General features: G+C 73.1%; 20 protein-coding genes. 11 read left to right on the top strand and 9 right to left on the bottom strand.

From position 1 onward, the window contains the following. Positions 1-42 precede the first annotated feature (42 nt). The 3 genes from ACIRQH_RS21080 to ACIRQH_RS21070 form a co-directional block, all read right to left on the bottom strand. Positions 43-921, bottom strand: coding sequence for a hypothetical protein (locus ACIRQH_RS21080; RefSeq protein WP_388876256.1), 879 nt, complete (start codon positions 919-921; stop codon positions 43-45). 148 nt (positions 922-1,069) lie between these two features. Continuing rightward, a complete protein-coding gene (locus tag ACIRQH_RS21075) occupies positions 1,070-2,587 on the bottom strand; it encodes a hypothetical protein (RefSeq protein ID WP_358821023.1) in 1,518 nt (505 codons plus the stop codon). 315 nt (positions 2,588-2,902) lie between these two features. Then, positions 2,903-3,607 carry a GntR family transcriptional regulator gene (locus tag ACIRQH_RS21070; protein WP_388876259.1) on the bottom strand — a complete coding sequence of 235 codons (705 nt, stop codon included), beginning with the start codon at positions 3,605-3,607 and terminating at the stop codon, positions 2,903-2,905. Positions 3,608-3,804: 197 nt separating this feature from the next. Here ACIRQH_RS21070 and ACIRQH_RS21065 point away from each other — a divergent pair, with 197 nt between their 5' ends. The 5 genes from ACIRQH_RS21065 (at position 3,805) to ACIRQH_RS21045 (ending at position 8,404) form a co-directional block, all read left to right on the top strand. Continuing rightward, positions 3,805-5,124: an MFS transporter gene (locus ACIRQH_RS21065; protein WP_388876262.1), complete on the top strand. Its 1,320-nt coding sequence runs from the start codon at positions 3,805-3,807 to the stop codon at positions 5,122-5,124. Between the two features lie 122 nt (positions 5,125-5,246). Next, entirely contained in the window at positions 5,247-5,993 is a 747-nt protein-coding gene (locus tag ACIRQH_RS21060) for a putative hydro-lyase (RefSeq protein ID WP_388876410.1), read from the top strand. Positions 5,994-6,021: 28 nt separating this feature from the next. Further along, entirely contained in the window at positions 6,022-6,780 is a 759-nt protein-coding gene (locus ACIRQH_RS21055) for a 5-oxoprolinase subunit PxpA (RefSeq protein WP_358821020.1), read from the top strand. Beyond that, complete coding sequence (locus ACIRQH_RS21050; RefSeq protein WP_388930461.1) at positions 6,777-7,538, top strand: allophanate hydrolase subunit 1; 762 nt, start codon at positions 6,777-6,779, stop codon at positions 7,536-7,538. The genes ACIRQH_RS21055 and ACIRQH_RS21050 overlap by 4 nt, the downstream gene beginning before the upstream one ends. Continuing rightward, the gene (locus ACIRQH_RS21045) at positions 7,535-8,404 is read left to right on the top strand and encodes a biotin-dependent carboxyltransferase family protein (protein ID WP_388876269.1); all 870 of its coding nucleotides are present in this window, start codon (positions 7,535-7,537) and stop codon (positions 8,402-8,404) included. The genes ACIRQH_RS21050 and ACIRQH_RS21045 overlap by 4 nt, the downstream gene beginning before the upstream one ends. Positions 8,405-8,486: 82 nt before the next feature. Here ACIRQH_RS21045 and ACIRQH_RS21040 read toward each other — a convergent pair whose 3' ends face one another. The 5 genes from ACIRQH_RS21040 to ACIRQH_RS21020 all read right to left on the bottom strand — a co-directional run bounded on the left by ACIRQH_RS21040 (position 8,487) and on the right by ACIRQH_RS21020 (position 13,873). Then, entirely contained in the window at positions 8,487-9,341 is an 855-nt protein-coding gene (locus ACIRQH_RS21040; protein ID WP_404226783.1) for an SGNH/GDSL hydrolase family protein, read from the bottom strand. Then, entirely contained in the window at positions 9,338-10,501 is a 1,164-nt protein-coding gene (locus ACIRQH_RS21035) for a glycosyltransferase (RefSeq protein WP_388876275.1), read from the bottom strand. The genes ACIRQH_RS21040 and ACIRQH_RS21035 overlap by 4 nt, the downstream gene beginning before the upstream one ends. Continuing rightward, on the bottom strand, positions 10,498-11,622 hold the full coding sequence (locus tag ACIRQH_RS21030; protein ID WP_388930455.1) for a glycosyltransferase family 4 protein: 1,125 nt from the start codon (positions 11,620-11,622) through the stop codon (positions 10,498-10,500). Before ACIRQH_RS21030 ends, ACIRQH_RS21035 begins: the two co-directional genes overlap by 4 nt. A 139-nt stretch (positions 11,623-11,761) precedes the next feature. Continuing rightward, the gene (locus ACIRQH_RS21025) at positions 11,762-13,180 is read right to left on the bottom strand and encodes a HEAT repeat domain-containing protein (protein WP_388930454.1); all 1,419 of its coding nucleotides are present in this window, start codon (positions 13,178-13,180) and stop codon (positions 11,762-11,764) included. A gap of 300 nt (positions 13,181-13,480) precedes the next feature. Continuing rightward, entirely contained in the window at positions 13,481-13,873 is a 393-nt protein-coding gene (locus ACIRQH_RS21020) for an ankyrin repeat domain-containing protein (RefSeq protein WP_404226782.1), read from the bottom strand. 261 nt (positions 13,874-14,134) lie between these two features. Between ACIRQH_RS21020 and ACIRQH_RS21015 the strand changes: the two genes are divergently transcribed. Further along, positions 14,135-14,329 carry a hypothetical protein gene (locus tag ACIRQH_RS21015; RefSeq protein ID WP_037621052.1) on the top strand — a complete coding sequence of 65 codons (195 nt, stop codon included), beginning with the start codon at positions 14,135-14,137 and terminating at the stop codon, positions 14,327-14,329. 40 nt (positions 14,330-14,369) lie between these two features. After that, positions 14,370-15,956 (top strand): ATP-binding protein, encoded by a 1,587-nt coding sequence (locus ACIRQH_RS21010; protein WP_404226781.1) that lies wholly within the window; start codon positions 14,370-14,372, stop codon positions 15,954-15,956. Between the two features lie 157 nt (positions 15,957-16,113). Here the strand turns inward: ACIRQH_RS21010 and ACIRQH_RS21005 are convergent, their stop codons facing one another. Beyond that, positions 16,114-17,613: a PLP-dependent aminotransferase family protein gene (locus tag ACIRQH_RS21005; protein ID WP_388876290.1), complete on the bottom strand. Its 1,500-nt coding sequence runs from the start codon at positions 17,611-17,613 to the stop codon at positions 16,114-16,116. A gap of 99 nt (positions 17,614-17,712) precedes the next feature. Here ACIRQH_RS21005 and ACIRQH_RS21000 point away from each other — a divergent pair, with 99 nt between their 5' ends. The 4 genes from ACIRQH_RS21000 (at position 17,713) to ACIRQH_RS20985 (ending at position 21,208) form a co-directional block, all read left to right on the top strand. Next, a complete protein-coding gene (locus ACIRQH_RS21000) occupies positions 17,713-18,423 on the top strand; it encodes a YitT family protein (protein WP_388930451.1) in 711 nt (236 codons plus the stop codon). Then, complete coding sequence (locus ACIRQH_RS20995; RefSeq protein WP_404226780.1) at positions 18,420-19,187, top strand: glycerophosphodiester phosphodiesterase; 768 nt, start codon at positions 18,420-18,422, stop codon at positions 19,185-19,187. Before ACIRQH_RS21000 ends, ACIRQH_RS20995 begins: the two co-directional genes overlap by 4 nt. A gap of 41 nt (positions 19,188-19,228) precedes the next feature. After that, positions 19,229-20,578, top strand: coding sequence for an MFS transporter (locus tag ACIRQH_RS20990; RefSeq protein ID WP_388930449.1), 1,350 nt, complete (start codon positions 19,229-19,231; stop codon positions 20,576-20,578). A gap of 255 nt (positions 20,579-20,833) precedes the next feature. After that, complete coding sequence (locus tag ACIRQH_RS20985) at positions 20,834-21,208, top strand: RNA polymerase-binding protein RbpA (protein ID WP_081223278.1); 375 nt, start codon at positions 20,834-20,836, stop codon at positions 21,206-21,208. Positions 21,209-21,365 lie beyond the last annotated feature (157 nt).

The raw sequence follows: 21,365 nt of genomic DNA, 5'->3' as shown, positions 1-21,365 counted from the left end.
GTGAGGGGAGGTGGGGCGTGGGCGGGGGCCGGGCGGGCCGTGTCAGGAGTGGAAGGGCAGTCCGGCTCCGGCCGCCAGTTCCATGTCGTCGGTGTCCTCGGCGGGCAGCAGGGTCGCGGTGCCGTCGGTGACCGGCACGACGCCCAGCTCCAGCAGTTCGCCCATCGCGGCGGTTCCCGCCATGTCGCGGACCTGGAGCTGGTAGCGCGCCGTCGTCCGGTAGGTGCCGCCTGCGTCGTCCCCGGTGCGCTGGAGGAAGCCGGAGTCGGTGAGGAACGCGACGGCCTTCGCGATGATGCCGGTCGTCGAGCCGGCCAGTCTTCGGGCGTCCTTGGTGGCGCCGGTGGAGCTGCGTCGCGCCCAGATCCGCCACGCCGCTTCCAGGCCCGGCGCGTCCGTCGCCGGGTCGGTGTTCTCGCCCGTCTCCTCGGCCCGCTCCTCCAGTCGTCGGCAGGCCTGCCGTACGAACGCGTCGACACCGTTGACCGAGACGCGCCCGATGTATCCGTCGTCCGCGAGGTCCTCGGGGCGCGGGAAGGCCATGGCGGCGACGGCGAGGTGGGCGAGGCCGTGCAGGAAGCGGTCGCCGGAGTCGGCCGAGGCACGGCGCGCGTAGTCGCCCATGCGGACGGCGAAGACCGAGTCCTCGGCGGCGGTCACCGCCATTCCCGCGCGCGCGGACACCTCCAGGACGATGAGCCCTAGGCCGGCCGCGACCGCGTCGGCGAGCCGCGCGAACGGCGGGTCCTCGCGGTAGCGGCGCAGCAGCTCGGCGTACTCCTGGTCGCGGGCGGGCTGCAGCTTGGGCTGGAGTCCGAAGGCGACGAGCCGCGCCGCGTCGGCGGCGTCGGCAGGGGTGACGGGGGCGGTCGCCGGAGCGGCGACGGCCTCCGGTTCACTCCACTCGACGTGCTCGGTCACGGCTGGGACTCCTTGTTCGGACGTACGGGTTCGGGGCGCGGGCGGGGAGGTACCGGGTTCGGCCGCGTACGGGCAGGTACGCGGACGTGAGCCGTGGCGCTCCGTCGGGCTGGTCCGCCGGGCGGGGGCAGGTGTTTCGGCGGGGTGTTCACGCGCGGTCCGCCTTCATCCCGGCCGCGTCGAGCAGTGCCATGCCCACGATCAGGTCGGCGCCGCCGAACTCCGGGTCGTCCAGCTCGGTCCCGTCGTCCACGGCGAACAGCAGGCGCTCCTCGCCCTGGCGGTAGGCGGTGCCGACCGGCGGGCTCGCGGCGTGCACGGCCAGCAGGGCCACCAGGTAGGGCAGTTCGGGGTCGCGGCGACGGGCGTCGGCCAGCAGACCGGACAGCCGGCGCGGGGCGTCGGCGGGCAGGTTCAGCAGGTCCATGGCGGAGGCCAGCTGCTCCTCGCTGAAACGGCTGTCGTCCGGTGTGGCGATCAGGTCGGGCTCGGGCATCTCCGCGCCGAGGTGCTCCCGCTCCTGGGGCGGCGTGAGCAGGATGTCGACCAGATCCCCGACGCGGACGGCGACGGGGGTGCGCAGGCCCGTACCGCGCGCGAAGAAGGCGTCGGTGACGCGGAGCGCGCTCTCGACCGGGAGCGGCAGCACGGGCGCGACGAGATGTCCGTACAGGTCGATGCCCGAGGTGGTCATGGGCGTGCCGAAGGCCTGCCGGTCCTGCTCGGCGCGGAACAGCGGTCCCGCCTCGAGGAGGCGGGACTGGAGCTGGGTGTGCCGGCGGATGCAGTCCTTGACGATGTCCACCAGCTCGGCGGCGCGGCGCTTCTGCTCGGGGTCCTCGGACTCGTCACGGGCCTTGCGGATGTTGGTGAGGATCGCGTTCTCGTGGCGGTACCGGTCGGCGACGTGGTCCAGGGCCTCGGCGATCATGTCGGGGACGGCCTGGAGCCAGTCGACGGCCCGGACGTTGCGCCGGGTCGCGTCGAGGGCCCTGCGGAGCGTCTCCGCGTACTGCACGGTGCGGTAGCGGGCCTGCTCGGCGGCGAGCTGGGCGTCGGCCAGCCGGCCACGGCTGATCAGGACCTCCAGCTTGACCTCGGCGGCGATCTGCGCGCTGGTGACGTCCGTGTCGAGTGCGCCGACCAGGACGTTGACCGCTTCGTCGGTCGTCCGGAGGTAGACGCTGCCCCCGTAGCCGGGGACCTCCTCGATCAGCTTGAAGTCGTAGTCGCGGCGGACGTACGAGCCGTCCGGGGCGAAGGTGCCGTACACGGCGCGGAAGCCCCGGTCGACGCTGCCGACGTTGATCAGGTTCTCCAGGACCCAGCGGGCCACGCGCTCGTGCTCGGCGACGGGGCGGCGGGGGGCCTGGGCGGCGATGCGCGGGATGAGCCTGGCCACTATCTGGTCGTGGTCGGCACCTGTGTCGAAGTCCATGTTCAGTGTGACGAGGTCGATGGCGGCGAGGGCGACCTCGGCCATGCCGTACACCGTGTACTCGCCCGCGAGGTTCGCCTTGCGCACGTCCAGGTCGTGCAGCGGCGCGGTGCAGGCGAGCGCACGCAGCCGCCGCGCCAGGCCCTCGTCGGCGGCCGGACCCGGAGCCGGGCGCGGTCCCGCGCTGAGCTGGGGCGGAACGCTGTCCGTCGATGCAGGCGAAGTCACGGTGCACAGACTAGGTCCTCGGTCCGACAACGGTCGAAACGGCGCAGAAGCGACCGGCGCCCCCGGCCTGCGCACGTCCTTGCCCTCACCACCGCCCTCGCACCCACGTCCGCCCCCGCTCCATCCCGGTCCGGGCCGGGCGGGGCCCGAGTCCGGCCGGATCCGTTCCGAGTCGGGCCGAGGAGAGCAGCGCCGGGGCGGTCCGGCTCGGGCCACGCCCGATGAGCACGCGGCAGGTCACCGCGAGACGCCGGTCCGGGCGCCCTGGACCCGGTCCCGTACCGGACTCGTCCGGCCTGGCTATGTCCCCGCCCCTCAGCCGGTCCCCTGTCCCCCGTCCGCCACCCGGCGGGCGTACACCTCCACGAGGCCCTTCAGGGAGTCGGTGAGGTAGGCCGCGAGGAGGTGTTCGGCGGTGTCGCGGTCGCCGTCCTGGAGCGTCCGGAGGATCTGGAGGTTGCGGGCCAGGTAGGGCTCGTGGAGCCGGCGCGGGTCGTCCACGACGTGGAACGCGAGGCGGAGTTCGGCGAAGACGCTGCGCATCACCTCGTCGGTGCGGGCGCTGCCGGCCAGGGCGACCAGTTCGCGGTGGAAGTGGATGTTGGCGGTGGACACCCCTTTCCAGTCACTTTCGCCGGCCGCCCGCCGCCCCTTCGCGACCGCCGCGGCGAGCCCGTCCACTTCGTACGGGGGATCGCCGAGCCCGCGGACGACGGCGCACTCGACGAGGGCCCGGGTGCGGTAGATGTCCTCGACGTCCTCGACGGTGAGCACCCGCACGAAGACCCCGCGATTGAGCTCGTGCACCAGCAGCCGTTCGTGCGTGAGCAGCCGGAACGCCTCCCGCAGCGTGTTCCGCGAGACGCCGAGCGCGCCACCGATGCTGTCCTCGGACAGCCGTGTCCCGGGCGGGAAGAAGCCCTCGGCGATGCGGGTCCTGAGGATGTCCGAGACCCGCTCGGCGGTGCTGGTGCGCCCCAACAGGACTCGGTCGTCGGCCAGTTCCGTCAGCTCTGCCATGCCCGGAATTCAACCGCAGACGCAGGAACGAAACAACAGGGGTATTGAGGGATCGTTCAACGATCCTCTACCTTGTCGAACAGGAGCCGCCAGGAACGGCCCACCGACCCACCCCTGCGCACCGCCGGGGCGCCCACCGCTTCCGCACGGCACGGCCCAGTCCTCAAGCACCCTCCGTCCCTCACTGCGAGGTGCCCATGAGCACGACCCCTCCGTCCCGATCCCTGACCGCCGACACCCCACCCGTCGCGGGTGAACCCACCGCTCAGGAAGGCGCGTTCGGCTGGCTGCGCGCTCTCGGCCCGCACGGCCGACGTGCTTTCGGCGGCGCGTTCGGCGGCTACGGCCTCGACTCCTACGACTACTTCACCCTGCCGCTCAGCATGGTCGCCCTGGCCGCGTACTTCGGCCTCGACAGCGGCCAGACGGGCCTGTTCACCACCGTCACCCTGGTCGTCTCCGCGATCGGCGGCGCCGTCGCCGGCGTGGTCGCCGACCGGATCGGCCGCGTCAGAGCCCTGATGATCACCGTCGTCACCTACGCGGTGTTCACGGTCGCCTGCGGCTTCGCGCCCAACTACGAGACGCTGCTGGTGTTCCGCGCCCTCCAGGGCCTCGGTTTCGGCGGCGAGTGGGCGGTCGGCGCCATCCTCGTCGCGGAGTACGCGAGCCCCCGGCACCGCGGACGGACGCTCGGCGCGGTCCAGAGCGCCTGGGCCGTCGGCTGGGGTCTCGCCGTGGTGGTCTACACGCTGGTCTTCCAGTTCCTCGGCGACGACCTCGCCTGGCGCGTGATGTTCTGGACCGGGGCGCTCCCCGCGCTGTTCGTGGTGTGGGTCCGGCGGCGGGTGCAGGACGCGCCCGGGGCGACCGCGGTCCGCGAGAAGAGCGCGGACAAGGGCTCGTTCACCGCCATCTTCAAGCCCGGTACGGCCGAGGCACCGGGCCTGCTGCGCACCACCTTCTTCGCGGTCCTGTTGTCCACCGGTGTCCAGGGCGGCTACTACACGCTGGCCACCTGGGTGCCCACCTATCTGAAGTCGGAGCGCGGGCTGTCCGTCGTCGGCACCGGCGGCTACCTGACGTTCCTGATCTCGGGAGCCTTCCTCGGCTACCTCACCGGCGGCTATCTCACCGACCGACTGGGCCGCAAGCGCAACATCCTGCTCTTCGCGGTCCTCTCCGCGGCCTGCATCCTCACGTACGCGAACATCCCGAGCGGGGCCAACACCCTTCTCCTGGTGCTCGGTTTCCCGCTCGGCTTCTGCATGTCGGCGATCTTCAGCGGCTTCGGCTCGTTCCTCAGCGAGCTGTACCCGGCGGCGGTACGCGGCACCGGACAGGGCTTCACGTACAACACGGGGCGGGCCGTCGGCGCCGTCTTCCCCACCACGGTCGGCTTCCTGGCCGACAGCTGGGGTGTGGGCGGCGCGCTGGTCTTCGGCGCGATCGGTTACGCCCTCGCCGCCGTGGCCCTGCTCGGACTCCCCGAGACGCGTGGCAAGGAGCTGCTGTGAACGACACCGCCCGGGTCCTCCCGCGAGCCCTCGCCCACAGCCCCGGCCGAGCCCAGGCCTCCTCCCCGGAGGGGCGGCAAGCCGATCCCCACGCGCACGCGTGGACCCCCGGCGAGGCACGCCTGCGCTTTCGCGCGGGGCTGTCGCTGCCCACCGCCGGGGTCGCCGCGGGTCACACGCAGGCGAACCTCGTCTCGGTCCCCGCGGACTGGGCGTACGAGATGCTGCTGTTCTGCCAGCGCAATCCGAAGCCGTGCCCCGTCCTCGACGTCACCGACGCCGGTTCCTGGACCACGCCGCTCGCCACGGGCGCGGACCTGCGCACGGATCTGCCGGGCTACCGGGTCTGGGAGCACGGCGAGTTGGTGGCCGAACCCACGGACGTGGTGGAGCACTGGCGCCCCGATCTGGTGTCCTTCCTGATCGGCTGCAGCTTCACCTTCGAGTGGGCGCTGGGCGCGGCGGGCGTGCCGATGCGTCACATCGAGCAGGGCCGGAACGTCTCGATGTACGTGACGGCGCGGCAGTGCCGTCCGGCCGGGCGGCTGCACGGGCCGATGGTGGTGTCCATGCGTCCGGTGCCGCCCGAACACCTGGCGGCGGCGATCCGGGAGAGCAGTCTGCTGCCGGCCGTGCACGGCAGTCCGGTGCACTGCGGTGAACCGTCGGGGCTGGGGATCGAGGATCTCTCGCGCCCCGACTTCGGCGACGCGGTGGTCGCGGCACCGGACGACATCCCGGTGTTCTGGGCCTGCGGGGTGACGCCCCAGGCCGCCGTGATGGCGTCCCGGCCGCCGTTCGCGATCACCCACGCGCCGGGGCGGATGCTCCTCACGGACGCCCGCGACGAGCAGTACCGAGTGGCCTGAAGGGGCCGGAAGAGGAGACACGCGTCCCATGACCCGGATCGATCTCAACGCCGATCTCGGCGAGGGCTTCGGCCGCTGGCGGCTGACCGACGACGAACAGCTGCTGTCCGTCGTCACCAGCGCCAACGTGGCCTGCGGTTTCCACGCCGGGGACCCGGCCACCATGCGGCGGGTGTGCGAACTGGCCGCGGAGCGGGGGGTACGGATCGGCGCCCAGGTCTCCTACCGGGACCTGGCGGGGTTCGGGCGGCGCGCGATGGACGTGCCGTCCGACGAACTGGCGGCCGAAGTCGCCTACCAGATCGGCGCTTTGGAGGTGTTCGCGCGCGCGGCGGGCTCGCGGGTCGCGTACGTGAAGCCGCACGGCGCGCTCTACAACCGGATCGTGCGCGACGAGGAGCAGGCCGCGGCGGTCGTGGAGGGCGTCGTGCTCGCGGGTGCCGGTCTGCCCGTCCTCGGGCTGCCGTCCTCGCTGTTCCTGAAGATGGCCGAGCGGGCCGGACTGCCCGTCGTCACCGAGGCGTTCGCGGACCGCGCCTACACGCCGGAGGGCACACTCGTGCCGCGCACCGAGGAGGGCTCGGTGATCACGGACGCCGAGGCGGTCGTCGAACGCTCACTGGGACTGGCCCGGTCCGGGGTGGTCACGGCCCGCTCCGGGGAACGCGTCCCGGTCCGCGCCCGCTCCCTGTGCCTGCACGGGGACACTCCGGGCGCGGTCGGCCTGGCCCGCCGGGTGCGCGAGCGGCTGGAGTCCTCGGGCGTGCGCGTGGAGGCGTTCGTATGACGGCTCGCGCGACGGGTCACACGACACCGTCGGTATCCCCCCGTACCGGCGCCCGGGCCGACCACGGGGCGGCCCGGGCGCCTTCGGGGGACGACGCCCCCGCGGGGCACCGCACGACATCGGCGGCCGTGCCGGCCGGTACGAGGGTCCTTCCCGTCGGGGACCGGGCCCTGCTCGTCGAGGTCTCCTCGGGCGAGGCGGCCCAGGCGCTGCACGCCGAGCTGCTGCGGCGCCGTGCGGAGGGCTCCCTGGCGGTGCGGGAGATAGTCCCGGCGGCGCGCACGGTCCTCCTGGACGGTCTGGACGACCCGGCGCGGGTGGCGGAGCGGCTGCCCCGCTGGGCGGTCCCGCCGCTGGGCACGCGCGCGGAGGAGGCCGTCGAGATCCCCGTACGCTACGACGGTCCCGATCTGGCGGACGTGGCGGCCCTGTGGGGGGTGCGGGCGCACGAGGTGCCGACGGTCCACGCGGCCGCCGAGTTCCGGGTCGCCTTCTGCGGGTTCGCGCCCGGCTTCGGATATCTGACCGGGCTGCCGGAGCGGTACGACGTGCCGCGCCGGGCCACTCCGAGGACCGCGGTTCCGGCGGGCTCCGTGGCGCTCGCGGGCCCGTACACAGGGGTGTATCCGCGCAGTTCGCCGGGTGGCTGGCAGTTGATCGGTACGACGGACGCGGTCCTGTGGGACCACACACGCGTGCCGGCGGCGCTGTTGACGCCGGGCACACGGGTCCGCTTCGTCCCGGTGGACGGCTCATGAGCGACCGGGCCCTGTCGGTGGTGCGGGCCGGAGCCCTGACCACCGTCCAGGACCAGGGGCGCCCCGGCCACGCGCACCTCGGCGTACCGCGCTCCGGGGCGCTCGACGCCCCGGCGGCCGCGCTGGCCAACCGGCTCGTCGGCAACGCCACCGGGGCGGCCGTGCTGGAGACGACGCTCACCGGCTGTTCCCTGCGCCCCCGTTCGACGGTGATCGTCGCGGTGACGGGAGCGCCCTGTCCGGTCACGGTGGACGGACGTCCGGCCGGCTGGGGAGCGTCCGTCCGGGTGCCGGCGGGCGCCCTTCTGGACATCGGCCCCGCGCGCGCGGGAGTGCGCTCCTACGTGGCCGTGTCCGGTGGCGTGGCGGTCGATCCGGTGCTCGGCAGCCGGTCCACCGACCTCCTGTCCGGGCTGGGCCCCGCCCCCCTGACCGACGGAACGGTGCTTCCGCTGGGGTGCCCGGGTGTCCCGCACGCGCGCGTGGACGTCGTTCCGCACCCCGCCCCGCCCGCCGAACTGGTCCTGCGGGTGACGCCCGGCCCGCGCGAGGACTGGTTCACGGACTCGGCGGTACGGACGCTGACGACCCGCTCCTACCGGGTGTCGCCGGCGAGCAACCGGATCGGGCTGCGCACGCAAGGCCCCGCCCTGGAGTGGGCCGTTTCCGGTGAACTGCCCAGTGAGGGAATGGTGCTGGGCGCCGTGCAGGTGCCGCCCGACGGACGGCCGCTGGTGTTCCTCGCCGACCACCCGACGACAGGGGGCTACCCGGTGATCGCGGTCGTCCGTGAGACGGACCTCCCCGCTGCCGCTCAGGCGGTCCCCGGTACCCCGGTCCGTTTCGTGGCGGTGCGCCGCCGCTGAGCCCCGCCCCCAACGGGTAAGCCTTGGAGCGGGACACGGAGACGGCGACGGCCCGCACGTCCCGCACGCGGCCGCCCGACCGTCATGCCGCGTCCGGTTGTTCGGCCACCGACAGGGCGGCCAGCGCGGCGGAGACGGCGTGCGCCGCGCTGAGGTCGAGGCGGGAGCTGGTGCCCCGGGCCCGGTGGCGCACCTCCGACGCGGCGAGGGTGAGCAGTTGGGGCAGCAGGTCCGTGCACCGGCCTGCCACCCAGCCCGTTCCGGCGGTGGCGAGCCACCAGAGGCTCGCCGCGCGGGTGGGGGCGGCGAACTCCGGCTCCGCCGATGGCGCGGCCCCGGTGGCGATGCCCCGTTCGGCGAGCAGGGCGTGGAAACGCAGGGCGAGTTGACGGTGCCCCCGCTCCCCCGGGTGCAGCCGGTCGGCGCTCCACATCGCCCGGTCGGTCAGCCACTCCTCCTCGGCGGCGTGCAGATGCAGCGCGCCGTGCCGTTCGGAGAGCGCGTGCACGACGGTGTTGACCGCGCGCTGCCGCCGGGCCAGCGGACGGGCGAGCGCCCCCGGCAGTCCGAGCATCGAGCCCGGATCCGGCAGGCAGGCCGTCATCACGAGCGTGTCCCGTGCGCGGAACGCCGAGTAGACGGTGTCGAGCCGTTCGGCGACGGAGTGGATGTCGAAGGTGCACCGCAGGGTGTCGTTGACGCCGATGACGACGGAGACGACGTCGGGCCGCAGCGCGAGCGCCTCCGTGGTCTGCCGTTCCAGGACGTCCCGGGTCTGCGCCCCGCTGAGCGCGAGGTTGGTGAACTCCACGGCGGCGTCCACCGGGGCGAGCCCGCGGGCGAGCAGCGCGGCCCACCCCCGCCACCGGTCCCCCACGGGGTCGCCCACGCCTTCCGTGAGCGCGTCTCCGAGGGCCACGAAGCGAAGCGGTCTCATGCCACGCCCTCCTGGAGTTCCTGGAGCCGGGGCGGGGCCGGGACCGGGACGTCGTGCGCGGCGAGGAAGCCCGCGACGGCGGCGTCCCAGCCGAAGCACTCGGCACGCGCGCGTGCCGCCTGGCGGCGCTCGCTCTCGGCGCGGCCGAGCAACAGCCCGACCGCGTCCGCGAAGGAGTCCCCGCTGTCCGCGGCGGTGGCTCCGGCGGAGCCCACCACCTCGGGCAGGGCGGAGAGCGAGCTGGCGACGACGGGGGTGCCGCAGGCCATGGCCTCCAGCGCGGCGAGCCCGAACGTCTCGGCGGGCCCCGGGGCCAGGCACACGTCGGCCGAGGCCTGGAGCGAGCCGAGCAGGGTGCGGTCGGCGACGTGCCCGAGGAAGGTGACGGGCAGCCTCCGTTCCCGGGCCCGCTGTTCGAGCCGGGCCCTGAGCGGGCCGTCCCCGGCGACGACGAGCACGGCGCGCTGTCCGCGCCGCAGCAGCGCTTCCAGGGCGTCGAGCGCCGTGCCGGGCCGCTTCTCCACCGAGAGCCGGGAGCACATGACGAGCAGGATCTGGTCCGCGCGCGCGTGGCGGGCCCGCAGTGCCGGGTCGCGCAGGGCGGGGTGGCGGCCCTCCAGGTCGACGCCCAGGGGGGCGCGTACGACGTTGCGGGCGCCGATGCGGACGAACTCGCGCTCGGCGAACTCGGTGGTGCACACCACGCGCGCATAGGTGTGCGCGGTACGGACGTTGAGGGCGTCGGCGGTCCGCCGGGCGATCCCCTCCGGCAGTCCCCAGGTCCGCAGGACACCGTCGGCGGTCTCGTGGGAGACCATGACGGCGGGCACCCGGGCGCGCCGGGCCCAGACTCCGGTCCAGCGCAGGGTGGTGCGGTCCGAGACCTCCAGGCGGTCGGGGGCGAGCGACTCCAGGAGCCCGGCCACCCTGCGCCTGTCGGTCAGCACGCGGTAACCGCCGGTCCCGGGCAGCAGCGGGCCGGGCAGGGTGATCACGCGTCCCTGCTCGGTCTCGCGGTCGCTCACGCGCGCGCCGGGGACGACCAGCACCGGGTCGTGGCCCGCCGCCAGGTAACCGGCGCCCAGTTCCCGCAGGGCGGTGCGCAGACCGCCGGAGGCGGGGGCGACGAAGTTGGCGAGTCGTACGATCCTGAGGCTCATGCCGCCACCAGCTTCCGTGCGGACAGGACGTTCTCGTAGTGGCCGATGAGCTGGTCGCCCACCGCGGCCCAGGTGCGGCCCTCGACCATGCCGTGACCGGCGGCTCCGTAGGCCGCCCGCAGCGCGGGGTCGGCGGCCAGGGTCAGCACCGCGTCCCGCACGGCGTCCGCGTCGCGGGGCGGGACGAGCAGCCCGGTGCGGCCGTGGTCCACCAGGTCGAGCGGTCCGCCGGCGGCGGGCGCCACGACGGGCACCCCGCTGGCCATGGCCTCCTGCACGGTCTGGCAGAAGGTCTCGAAGGGGCCCGTGTGCGCGAAGACGTCCAGGGAGGCGAAGATCCGCGCGAGGTCGTCACCGGTGCGCCGGCCGAGGAAGACCGCGCCGGGGAGGGCGGCCCGCAGGGTGGTCTCACTGGGCCCGTCGCCGACCACGACGACACGGACGCCGTCGAGTGCGCAGACCCCGGCGAGCAGCTCGACCTGCTTCTCCGGGGCGAGCCGGCCGACGTAGCCGACGATCAGCTCGCCGTTCGGGGCCAGCTCGCGGCGGAGCGTCTCGTCCCGCAGAGCGGGCCGGAAGCGGGCCGTGTCGACGCCGCGCGCCCAGAGCCGCACGCGGGGCACGCCGTGCGTCTCGAGGTCGGACAGGGCCGCGCTGGACGGGGCGAGGGTCAGGTCGGCCGCGGCGTGCACGGAGCGGATGCGCCGCCACGCGGTGGCCTCGCCCGCGCTGATGTACGTACGGGCGTACCCGGCGAGATCGGTCTGGTAGACGGCGACGGCGGGGATGCCGAGCCGGGAGGCGGCCGCCATGCCGCGGACGCCGAGGATGAAGGGGCTGGCCAGGTGGACGATGTCCGCGCGGTGCTCGGTGATGGCCGAAGCGACGCGTCGGCTGGGGAGGGCGACGCGGACCTGGGGGTAGCCCGGGAGCGGGAGGGAGGGGACACGGACGACGGGACACGGCGCGAGGGCGTCGGGTCCGTTCCCGGCGGAGGTGGCCGGGGCGACGACGAGGGGAGCGTGACCGCGATCGACGAGGTGCCGGGCGGTCTGGAGGGCGCAGTGGGCCACGCCGTTCACATCGGGGGGAAAGGATTCGGTCACGATGACGACACGCATACGGGTGTTCTCGCCGTACTGGACGTGCCCGCGTCAACGTCGATCTTTGCGAACGGTGAACGTCCCGTGAGCGTTGCGCTCCGCACCCGTCCAGGTCAGACCCTGTCCACGCGACTCCGGCTCACGGGCCACCGAACGTTCATACGGCGGGCATGTCGGGCCCGATCCGGCTCCTGACGGCTGTCTGGACCTCGGCCTCCTCGGCCGGATCCGCCGCCAGCCGGCGCAGTTGGTCCACCACGCGCGCGTCGCCGGTCTCGGCGTGCCGTGCGGCGGTCTCCCGGGTGGTCTCCTCGCAGTCCCACAGGCACTCGACGGCGAAGCCGGCGGGGAAGGAGGGATCGGTGACGGCCAGGGCCCGGGCGGCCCGCTGGCGCAGGTGCGAGGAGGCGGTCTCCCGGTAGATGTGGCGCAGGACGGGGGCGGCACAGGCGATGCCGAGCCGTCCGGTGCCGTCGACGAGGGTCCACAGGGTCGGCGCGTCGGGCCCTTCGCCCCGTACGGCCTCGCGCAGGGCTCCCAGCACCAGGTCGCGGTCCTGCGCTCCGCCGCGGCAGGCGAGGACGCGTCCGGCGGCGGCGCCGAGTGAGTCGGGCCGGTGTGCCCAGCCGCGGGCCCGGTCGACGGCGGCGACGCTGCGCATCCGTTCGAAGGCGTCGACGGCCGCCTCGGTGACGCCCGTCGAGCCGTTCGCCACGGCTGCCTCGATCAGGTCGAGGGCGTCCGGGTCGTTGCCGTCGGCCAGGTAGCGCAGCGCCGTGCAGCGCGCGCCCTCCGCGCCGTGGCGTGCCGCCTCGACGATCTCGGGCCGGTCCTCGGGACCGGCGACGGCGGTCAGGCAGCGGGCGGCCGGCACGTGCAGCGCGGCTCCGCGGTCGATGCCCTGCTGGGCCCAGTCGAAGACGGCTTGCACGCTCCAGCCGGGGCGGGGCCCGGACGGTCGCATCTGGCGCTGCCAGCGGTCGAAGGACCCGGCTTCCTGGGCGGCACGCACGCGTGCGGCGACGGAGGGACGCGGGTCGTCGGCCCACAGCCGCCAGGGCCGTGGTTCGAACGCGTCGCGCACGGCGGTGGTGAGCGCGGCCTCGCCCTCGGGGTCGGACGGGAACCGCGCGAGGGTCGGGGCGGCGAGCGCCCGCAGGCCGGCGTCGTCGTCCCGCAGGGCGAGTTCGTCGAGGGCCCACGCCCAGTTGCTGCCGGTGGCGGCGTACCTGCGCAAGAGCGCGAGCGCGTCCGGCCTGCCGTAGGAGGCGAGGTGGCCGAGGACCGCGAGGGAGAGCCCCGTGCGTGACTCGCAGTCGTCGAGGACGTCCTCGGCGTCGAAGAGGTGCCGCTCGATCTCGTCCAGCTCACCGGCCAGATCGAGGTAGAGACGGGCGTAGTACAGGGAGCGGTTCTCCACCTGCCAGTCGTGGCGGGGATCCCGCAGCACACAGTGGTTCAGCGCCGCGAGCGCTTCGGCCCGCGGTGCGGTGAGCGCGTGCAGCGTGCCGTCGCCGCGGCCCCTCTGGAGCAGGCCGAGCAGCGTACCGCTGGGCGCTATGACCGGATCGAACATGGGAAACAGCCTCACATCAAGCGTCGACGCAACCGGGATCCTGCATTACCTGGCCGCGTGACAACACGTCGGGGCGCCCGCCGTCTCTTGCTTGCTGTAGACCATCTTCCTCTGCCTCTCGTCGGTGGCCCATGCGGGCCGCGTCACGGCCCGCGCGGTGCGGCAACATCTGCCCGGCCATCACGTCCGTGAATCACGTCGTCATGATGACTCGGCAGTTCTTCCTGCCGCGACCGTATTTCCGGCGGCCCCGTTCCGCCTCCCTTTTTTCGTGCGTTACGCCTGGTCAGGGCGCCGGCGTCAGTGCGCGCCGAACAGTTCGAGCAGGTCGGCCTTGGCGAACATGCGGGCCGTGTCGACCGCCGAGGGCGTACCCGCGGCCGGATCGGCACCGGCGGCCAGGAGCACCCGGATCACCGCTTCCTCGCTCTTGAAGACGGCCCCCGCGAGAGGGGTCTGGCCGCGGTCGTTGACGCGGTCCGCCTCGGCGCCGCGCTCCAGCAGCGCACGGACCGCCTCCGCGTGGCCGTGGTACGCCGCGAGCATCACCAGCGAGTCGCCGCGGTCGTTGGTGAGGTTCGCCGGAACGCCCGCGTCCACGTACGCCACGAGCGTGTCCGTCTCGCCGCGCCGCGCCAGATCGAAGATCTTGGTCGCGAGCTCCACGACCTCGGGGTCGGGGACTTCACTCATCGGGGCGGACCGCCTCTCAGTGCAACCGTTCGGGTGAATCGACAGGGTACTGGCTCCGCGGCCACATGACCGGCACCACCTGCGGCAAAGATCACAAAGCGCGCGCAAGGCGCAACAGACCAGCTCAGGCGGCCCAAGCGAGCTCCACCGCGCGAGTGAAAACAGCCGGAATTCACCCAGTTGCACCTTTTATCGTATGGATACATGCTGTGATCCTGGAACAACTCATGGTGACTGTCCCCACGAACCAGGAGAGCTCAAATGATTCTGTCCATGTCAGGCGTCGTCCTTCTCGGCATCATCGTCTTCCTGTTCTTCAAGAAGGACGGACTGAAGGCGTCGCACGCTCTGGTGGCCGCACTCTTCGGCTTCTATCTCGCGAGCACGGCCATCGCGCCGAGCATCAAGGCCGGCGGGGAGAGCCTGGCGGGCCTCCTCGGCGGGATCAAGTTCTGACGACGTCCCTCCATCTCGTACGCACCTTCAGGAGACAGCAGTGGCTCGGCGCCCTCTCCCCCGCATCCTCGTCAACGGCAACGCACAGATCGCCAAGAGCCGGGAGCTGGCCCGGACGGCAGCCGACAGCGCCACCGATGTTCTCCATCCACTGATCACGGTCACTCGTGGACTGCGCCGGCTGGCAGCCGCCGGACGGCGCAAGTGGGCCGCCACGCCCAAGGACCGGCGCGGACCGCTGCTGTTCCTGGTGGCCTCGGTGATCCTGGTGGTGGCTCTGGTGCCGTACGGACCGCTGCTCGCCGTCATCAGCCTGATGGCGGCGGCAGCCTGGACCGGCCGGGAACGCACCCCGTCGGCCCCGACCGGTCCCGACGAGGCGCAGACCGGACGCCTCCAGTCGCTCTACGAGGCCCTCGTGCCGTACTTCTCCGCGGCCGAGGACCCCACTCCCCTCTACGCCCACGGCGGCGACTGGGAGAAGACCTTCAGCTCGTACGAGTTCGACGACGACGGCCGGGTCTCCCGTCTCCTCATCCGCTATCCGGCGTACTTCACCGACGGCGAGCCGGACGCCCGCGCGCGGATCGAGCAGCTCCTGCACGCCAAGTCGGGCCGCGGCCGCGAGTACCACTTCGAGTGGGACGAGGAGGGCAACGAACTCACGGTCACCGTCCTGCCGCCGCTGCCCACCGACATCGCCGCCCAGCGCTTCGTCACCGCGCCCGGCGAGACGGTCCTCGGCTTCACCGATCCGGCCGACGTCCAGCGCACGCTCCCCCTCACCTACGGCGAGGAACAGCGGGACGTCCCGCCGGTCGTCTGGCGCACCGGCGTCCGCTCGACAGAACCCCACCTGCTGATCGCGGGCGAACCGGGCACCGGCACGACCACGCTCATGCGCTCCATCGCCCTCCAGGCCCTCCAGTACGGCGATGTCGTCATCGTCGACGGCGGAGGCACCGGCGAGTACGCGTGCCTGACCGGGCGGGACGGCGTCCTGGCCGTCGAGTGCGGAACGGCCGGCGCGCTCGGGAGCCTGGAGTGGGCGGCGCACGAGACGGAACGGCGGCTGATCGCCGCGAACCGCGCCCTCCAGTCGGGACACCCCGCTCCCGACGACATCAAGAACCCGCTGTGGATCCTGGTCGACCGGCCCACCGCGCTGGCCCACCTGGCCACCGCCGACGGCCGCACGGACCCGCAGTCGCTGCTCCAGGTGCCGCTGCGGCACGGCCGTGCGGCGGGTGTCACGGTCGTGGTGGCCGAGCACTTCGAGCACCTCGACTTCCTCAGCGACGCGGTACGGCAGCACACACGCGCGCGCGTGGTGCTCGGTCCGGCCTCCGCCGGTCAGCTGGAGATGATCCTGGGCGCCCCGCCGCACACCACCCCGACCCGCGACGTGCCGCCCGGTCGCGGCTACGCCCGGCTGGGCACGGGACCCGTCCTGCGCCTCCAGGTGCCGGCCACACCCGACCCGTACGACGACGCGACGAGCGAGACGCACCGGCGAGCGGTGCTCGGCCTCCTTCCGGAGCGGACCACTCCGGTGGATGCGGAGCCAGCGCCCTCCGAGGTCGCCGGGGTCGCCGAGATCGCCGGGGTCGCCGTCGCGGAGGGATAGATCCTCCTCGGACGGTCCGGCCGCCACGTCCCACGGCGCACGACTGGTCCGAGAGCCTCCCCGTACGACGGAGGGGCCGGAGCCCCGGCCGGGGCTCCGGCCCCTCCCTCATGTCATCGAAGGCGACAGACCGCCGAGGACGGCCTGCCCCACGCCGCTAGGCCACGAACGTCCGCGGACCGTCGTCGCCCCCTCTGACGCCCGTCTCCACGAGGCGGGCCGCCGCGGCGAGCCGCACCGCCGCCTCGTCCGCGACCGCGCCGCCCACCGTGAAGGGCAGCCGCACGTATCCCTCGAAGGCACCGTCCACCCCGAACCGGGGCCCGGACGGGACCCGTACACCCACCCGCTCGCCGACCTCGGCGAGCCGCGAGCCGGACAGCCCGCCCGTGCGCACCCACAGGGTCAGACCGCCGCGCGGAACCGAGAACTCCCACTCGGGCAGTTCTCTGCGGACCGCGGTGACGAGGGCGTCGCGGTTCTCGCGGGCCTGGGTCCGGCGGATGCCCACCGCCTCCTCCCAGCCTCCGGTGCTGAGCAGCCAGTTCACGGCCAGCTGTTCCAGCACGGGTGTGCCCAGGTCGGCGTAGGCGCGCGCGGCGACCAGGGAGCGGATGACGTCCGGAGCGGCCCGCACCCAGCCGATCCGCATGCCCGCCCAGAAGGCCTTGCTCGCGGAACCGACGGTGATCACGGTCGACCCGGCCGGATCGAAACCGCACACCGGCCGGGGCATCTCGACACCGTCGTCCAGGTGGAGTTCGCTCATCGTCTCGTCGACGACCAGCACGGTCCCCGCCGAACGGGCCGCGTCGACCAGCCCGCGCCGCTGCTCCTCGCTCGCGAGCGCCCCGGTCGGGTTGTGGAAGTCGGCCACCACATAGGCGAGCCGGGGCGCCGCGTCGCGCAGCACCTGCCGCCAGCGGTCCATGTCCCAGCCGGTGAGCCCCTCGGCCATCGCCACGGGCACCAGGCGGGCCCCTGCCTCGCGCATCAGCTGGAGGATGTTGGCGTACGAGGGGGACTCGACGGCGATGCGCTCGCCGCGGCCCCCGAACAGATGACAGATCGCGTCGATCGCGCCCATCGCGCCGGTGGTCACCATGATCTGCTCGGGCATGGTCGGGATCCCGCGCGCGGTGTACCGCTCGGCGAGCGTGGCGCGCAGCGCGGGCAGCCCGGCGGGGTAGTCGCCGTGGGTGTGCGCGTACGGCGGCAGCTCCTCCAGCGCGCCCTGCACGGCCCGCGTCAGCCACGGCTCGGGGGCGGGCAGGGCGGCGCAGCCGAGGTCGATCATCGACCCGAGGGTCTCGGGCGGCAGCGGCTCCAGCCCGCGCGCGGGCAGCGGGTTCCCTGCGGGCACGGCGGTCCAGCTGCCGGCTCCGCGACGGGACTCCAGGAAGCCCTCCGCCCGCAGCGCCTCGTAGGCGGCGGCGACGGTCGTACGGCTGACGGACAGGGCCAGTGCCAGCTCACGCTCGGCGGGCAGCCGCGCGGCCACCGGCACCCGGCCTTCGAGCACGAGCAGGCGGACGCCGTCGGCGAGCGCCCGGTAGGCGGGCGGACGCCGGGTACCGGGGCCCGCGGGGCGCTCCTGCTGGGAGTTGAGGAGCCGGGCGAGTTGCGCGGCCCCCACCGCCGAAGTCCACTGCGCCATGATTCCAGTCCACCTTCCCCGAATTGGCCATGGATGTGGCCACTTCCCACGCCACAGAGTGTCATGGGTCAGGCCACTATCACCACCGGGGGGCATCCCATGACCGCACGTTCCGAGTCCGCACCCATCCCGGACTCGGCACCCGGTCCCGGTGTGCGCTCCGGATCCCGGCGGCTCCCCCGCCGCCTCGTCCAGCTCTACGCGGGCCTGGCCCTCTACGGCGCGAGTTCGGCGCTGCTCGTGGAGGCGGGGCTGGGCCTGGAGCCGTGGAACGTGCTGCACCAGGGGCTGGCCGAGCTGACCGGTCTGACGATCGGCGTGGTGTCGATCATCGTGGGCGCGGCCGTACTGCTGCTGTGGATCCCGCTGCGCCAACGTCCCGGGCTCGGCACGGTGTCCAACGTCTTCGTGGTCGGCATCGCCATGGACGGCACGCTCGCCCTCCTCCCGGACACGCACTCCCTGGCCGTACGGATCCCCCTGCTGCTGGCGGGTGTGGTGTTGAACGGCATGGCGACCGGCCTCTACATCGCGGCGGCCTTCGGCGCGGGACCCCGGGACGGTCTGATGACGGGACTGCACCGGCGCACCGGCCGCTCGGTGCGCCTGGTCCGCACGGCCCTCGAAGTGGCCGTCGTCGCGACCGGCTTCGTGCTGGGCGGCACGGTGGGCGTCGGCACGGTCCTGTACGCCGTCGCCATCGGGCCCCTCGCCCAGCTCTTCCTGCGGGTGTTCGCCGCCCGTCCGGCACCGGCCGGCAGCGCCTCCGTCGCCACCGGTCAACCGGAGGGCGCCATACTGCCCGGGTGAGCACGCGCATGCGGCACCCGTACCTCGACCACCCCGGCCCGATCCCGTTCGCCCACCGGGGCGGTTCGGCGGACGGCCTGGAGAACACGCTGACCCAGTTCCGGCGGGCGGTGAACGCCGGGTACCGCTACATCGAGACCGACGTGCACGCGACGGCGGACGGCAGGCTGGTCGCCTTCCACGACGTGAGCCTCGACCGGGTGACGGACGGCGCGGGCCGGATCGCCGACCTCCCCTGGGAGGACGTGCGCCGCGCGCGCGTGGCGGGCAGAGAGCCGGTGCCCCTCTTCGAGGAGCTGCTCGAGACGTTCCCCGAGGTGCGCTGGAACGTCGACGTGAAGGCCGAACCGGCCCTCCTGCCGCTGCTGGACCTGATCGGCCGCACGGACGCCTGGGACCGGGTCTGCGTCGGCTCGTTCTCCGAGGCGCGCGTCGTCCGCGCCCAGCACCTGGCGGGACCGCGGCTCGCGACGTCCTTCGGCACCCGCGGGGTACTGAATCTGCGGCTGCGCTCGTGGGGTGTCCCGGCCGCCGTACGCCGCTCGGCGATCGCGGCCCAGGTCCCCGAGACGCAGTCCGGTGTGCCGGTCGTCGACCGCCGCTTCGTGCGCGCCGCCCACGCGCGCGGGCTCCAGGTCCACGTCTGGACCGTGAACGAACCGCAATGCATGCACCGGCTCCTGGACCTGGGAGTCGATGGCATCATGACCGATCACATCGACACGCTGCGCAAGGTCCTGGAAGACCGGGGCACCTGGTTCTGAGCCTGCTCGCGCGGTCCGTTCACGGGGAAACGAGGGCACGGGTGAGCACGGACACCGTGCGGGCGGGGGTGGCCGACGAGGCCGTCGAGCGCCGACGCGAACAACGCGGCTGGTACTTCTACGACTGGGCGTGCTCCGTCTACTCGACGAGTGTGCTGACCGTGTTCCTCGGCCCCTATCTGACGGCCGTGGCCAAGCACGCGGCGGACGCGGACGGATTCGTCCACCCGTTGGGTATCCCGGTCCGCGCCGGTTCCTTCTTCGCGTACGCGGTCTCGGCGTCCGTCATCGTGTCGATCTTCGTGATGCCGCTCGCGGGGGCGGCCGCCGACCGCAGCGGCCGCAAGAAGCCACTGCTCGCGGCGGCGGCCTACCTGGGCGCCGCGGCCACCACGGGCATGTTCTTCCTGGACGGCGACCGCTATCTGCTGGGCGGCCTGCTGCTGATCGTCGCGAACGCCTCGCTGGCCGTGTCGATGGTCGTCTACAACTCCTATCTGCCACAGATCGCCCCACCGGAGGAGCGCGACGCCGTCTCGTCCCGCGGCTGGGCCTTCGGGTACGCGGCGGGCTCACTGGTCCTGATCGCGAACCTGATCCTGTTCACGGCCCACGACAGCTTCGGCGTCTCCGAGTCGACGGCCGTCCGCATCTGCCTCGCCTCGGCCGGCGTCTGGTGGGGCGCCTTCACCCTCGTCCCGCTGAAACGGCTGCGGGACCGCCGTGCGCCGTCCGCCGGACAACCGTCCGCGCACGGATGGCGGCAGCTGGCGGCCACGGTGCGCGACATGCGCGGCAAGCCGCTGACGCTGTCGTTCCTGCTCGCCTACCTCATCTACAACGACGGCATCCAGACGGTCATCTCCCAGGCCTCGGTCTACGGCTCCGAGGAACTGGGGCTCAGCCAGTCGACCCTGATCGTGGCCGTCCTGCTGGTCCAGGTGCTGGCCGTGGGAGGAGCACTGGGGATGGGCCGGCTCGCCCGCACGTACGGCGCGAAACGCACCATCCTCGGTTCGCTCGTCGCCTGGACGCTCACGCTCGGCGCCGGTTACTTCCTGCCGGCGGGCGCGCCCGTGTGGTTCTTCGTCCTCGCGTCCGCCATCGGTCTCGTCCTGGGCGGCAGTCAGGCCCTGTCCCGCTCCCTGTTCTCGCACCTGGTGCCGCAGGGCAAGGAGGCCGAGTACTTCTCCGCGTACGAGATGAGCGACCGCGGAATGAGCTGGCTCGGCCCGCTGCTGTTCGGGTTGACCTACCAGCTGACGGGCAGCTATCGGGACGCGATCATCTCGCTGGTGGCCTTCTTCGTCATCGGTTTCGTGCTGCTCGCGAGGGTCCAGGTGCGGCAGGCGGTCCGCGACGCGGGCAATCCCGTACCCGAGAGGATTTAGCGTCCGGGCCCAAAGAGCGGTAGTGTACGCGTTTGGCCTGCCTGGCGTACCGTTACTGCGCGTCAATGATACTGAAGCGTTGGGTGACATCTGATACCAGATGTGACAAACCGGGCGACGGTGGGTACAACAAGGGGCGGCTACGACGGCGACGCATGACCCGTAACGGGAATCTTTACCGCCGACCGGACGTTGACCGGATGACGACGACAGCGACACCTGTCCTGTGGGCGACAAGCCCGGGAGGCACGATTCATGAGTGAGCGAGCTCTTCGCGGCACACGCCTCGTAGTGACCAGCTATGAGACGGACCGCGGCATCGACCTGGCTCCGCGCCAGGCCGTGGAGTACGCATGCGAGAAGGGACATCGTTTTGAGATGCCCTTCTCGGTGGAGGCCGAAATTCCGGCGGAGTGGGAGTGCAAGGTCTGCGGGGCCCAGGCACTCCTGGTCGACGGCGACGGCCCTGAGGAAAAGAAGGCCAAGCCCGCGCGTACGCACTGGGACATGCTGATGGAGCGGCGCACTCGCGAGGAGCTCGAAGAGGTCCTCGAGGAGCGTCTGGCCGTTCTGCGTTCCGGCGCGATGAACATCGCGGTGCATCCGCGCGACAGCCGCAAGTCCGCCTGACCCCCCGGGGTCGAGCGGCATACCACGCACACACGAGACCGCGGGCACCGTACGTCATGTACGGGGTCCGCGGTCTCGTGCGTTGTACGAGCTCTGCGGTCCAGCGCTGTACGGGCGCTGCGGAGCCGCTGCCGCGTCCCGGAGGTACCGCGCGCCA

It is taken from the genome of Streptomyces sp. NPDC102279 (assembly GCF_044766365.1).
Taxonomy (GTDB): Bacteria; Actinomycetota; Actinomycetes; order Streptomycetales; family Streptomycetaceae; genus Streptomyces.
This window is presented reverse-complemented; position numbering and strand designations above follow the sequence as displayed.

Excerpts from the sequence above, each read along its gene's own strand:
- ACIRQH_RS21000 (WP_388930451.1), top strand. The coding sequence starts at position 17,713 with ATGACCGCACGTTCCGAGTCCGCACCCATCCCGGACTCGGCACCCGGT.
- ACIRQH_RS21005 (WP_388876290.1), bottom strand. The coding sequence starts at position 17,613 with ATGGCGCAGTGGACTTCGGCGGTGGGGGCCGCGCAACTCGCCCGGCTC.
- ACIRQH_RS21020 (WP_404226782.1), bottom strand. The coding sequence starts at position 13,873 with ATGAGTGAAGTCCCCGACCCCGAGGTCGTGGAGCTCGCGACCAAGATC.
- ACIRQH_RS21070 (WP_388876259.1), bottom strand. The coding sequence starts at position 3,607 with ATGGCAGAGCTGACGGAACTGGCCGACGACCGAGTCCTGTTGGGGCGC.
- ACIRQH_RS20985 (WP_081223278.1), top strand. The coding sequence starts at position 20,834 with ATGAGTGAGCGAGCTCTTCGCGGCACACGCCTCGTAGTGACCAGCTAT.
- ACIRQH_RS21035 (WP_388876275.1), bottom strand. The coding sequence starts at position 10,501 with ATGAGCCTCAGGATCGTACGACTCGCCAACTTCGTCGCCCCCGCCTCC.
- ACIRQH_RS21030 (WP_388930455.1), bottom strand. The coding sequence starts at position 11,622 with ATGCGTGTCGTCATCGTGACCGAATCCTTTCCCCCCGATGTGAACGGC.
- ACIRQH_RS21065 (WP_388876262.1), top strand. The coding sequence starts at position 3,805 with ATGAGCACGACCCCTCCGTCCCGATCCCTGACCGCCGACACCCCACCC.
- ACIRQH_RS21025 (WP_388930454.1), bottom strand. The coding sequence starts at position 13,180 with ATGTTCGATCCGGTCATAGCGCCCAGCGGTACGCTGCTCGGCCTGCTC.
- ACIRQH_RS21045 (WP_388876269.1), top strand. The coding sequence starts at position 7,535 with ATGAGCGACCGGGCCCTGTCGGTGGTGCGGGCCGGAGCCCTGACCACC.
- ACIRQH_RS21055 (WP_358821020.1), top strand. The coding sequence starts at position 6,022 with ATGACCCGGATCGATCTCAACGCCGATCTCGGCGAGGGCTTCGGCCGC.
- ACIRQH_RS21040 (WP_404226783.1), bottom strand. The coding sequence starts at position 9,341 with ATGAGACCGCTTCGCTTCGTGGCCCTCGGAGACGCGCTCACGGAAGGC.
- ACIRQH_RS21015 (WP_037621052.1), top strand. The coding sequence starts at position 14,135 with ATGATTCTGTCCATGTCAGGCGTCGTCCTTCTCGGCATCATCGTCTTC.
- ACIRQH_RS21050 (WP_388930461.1), top strand. The coding sequence starts at position 6,777 with ATGACGGCTCGCGCGACGGGTCACACGACACCGTCGGTATCCCCCCGT.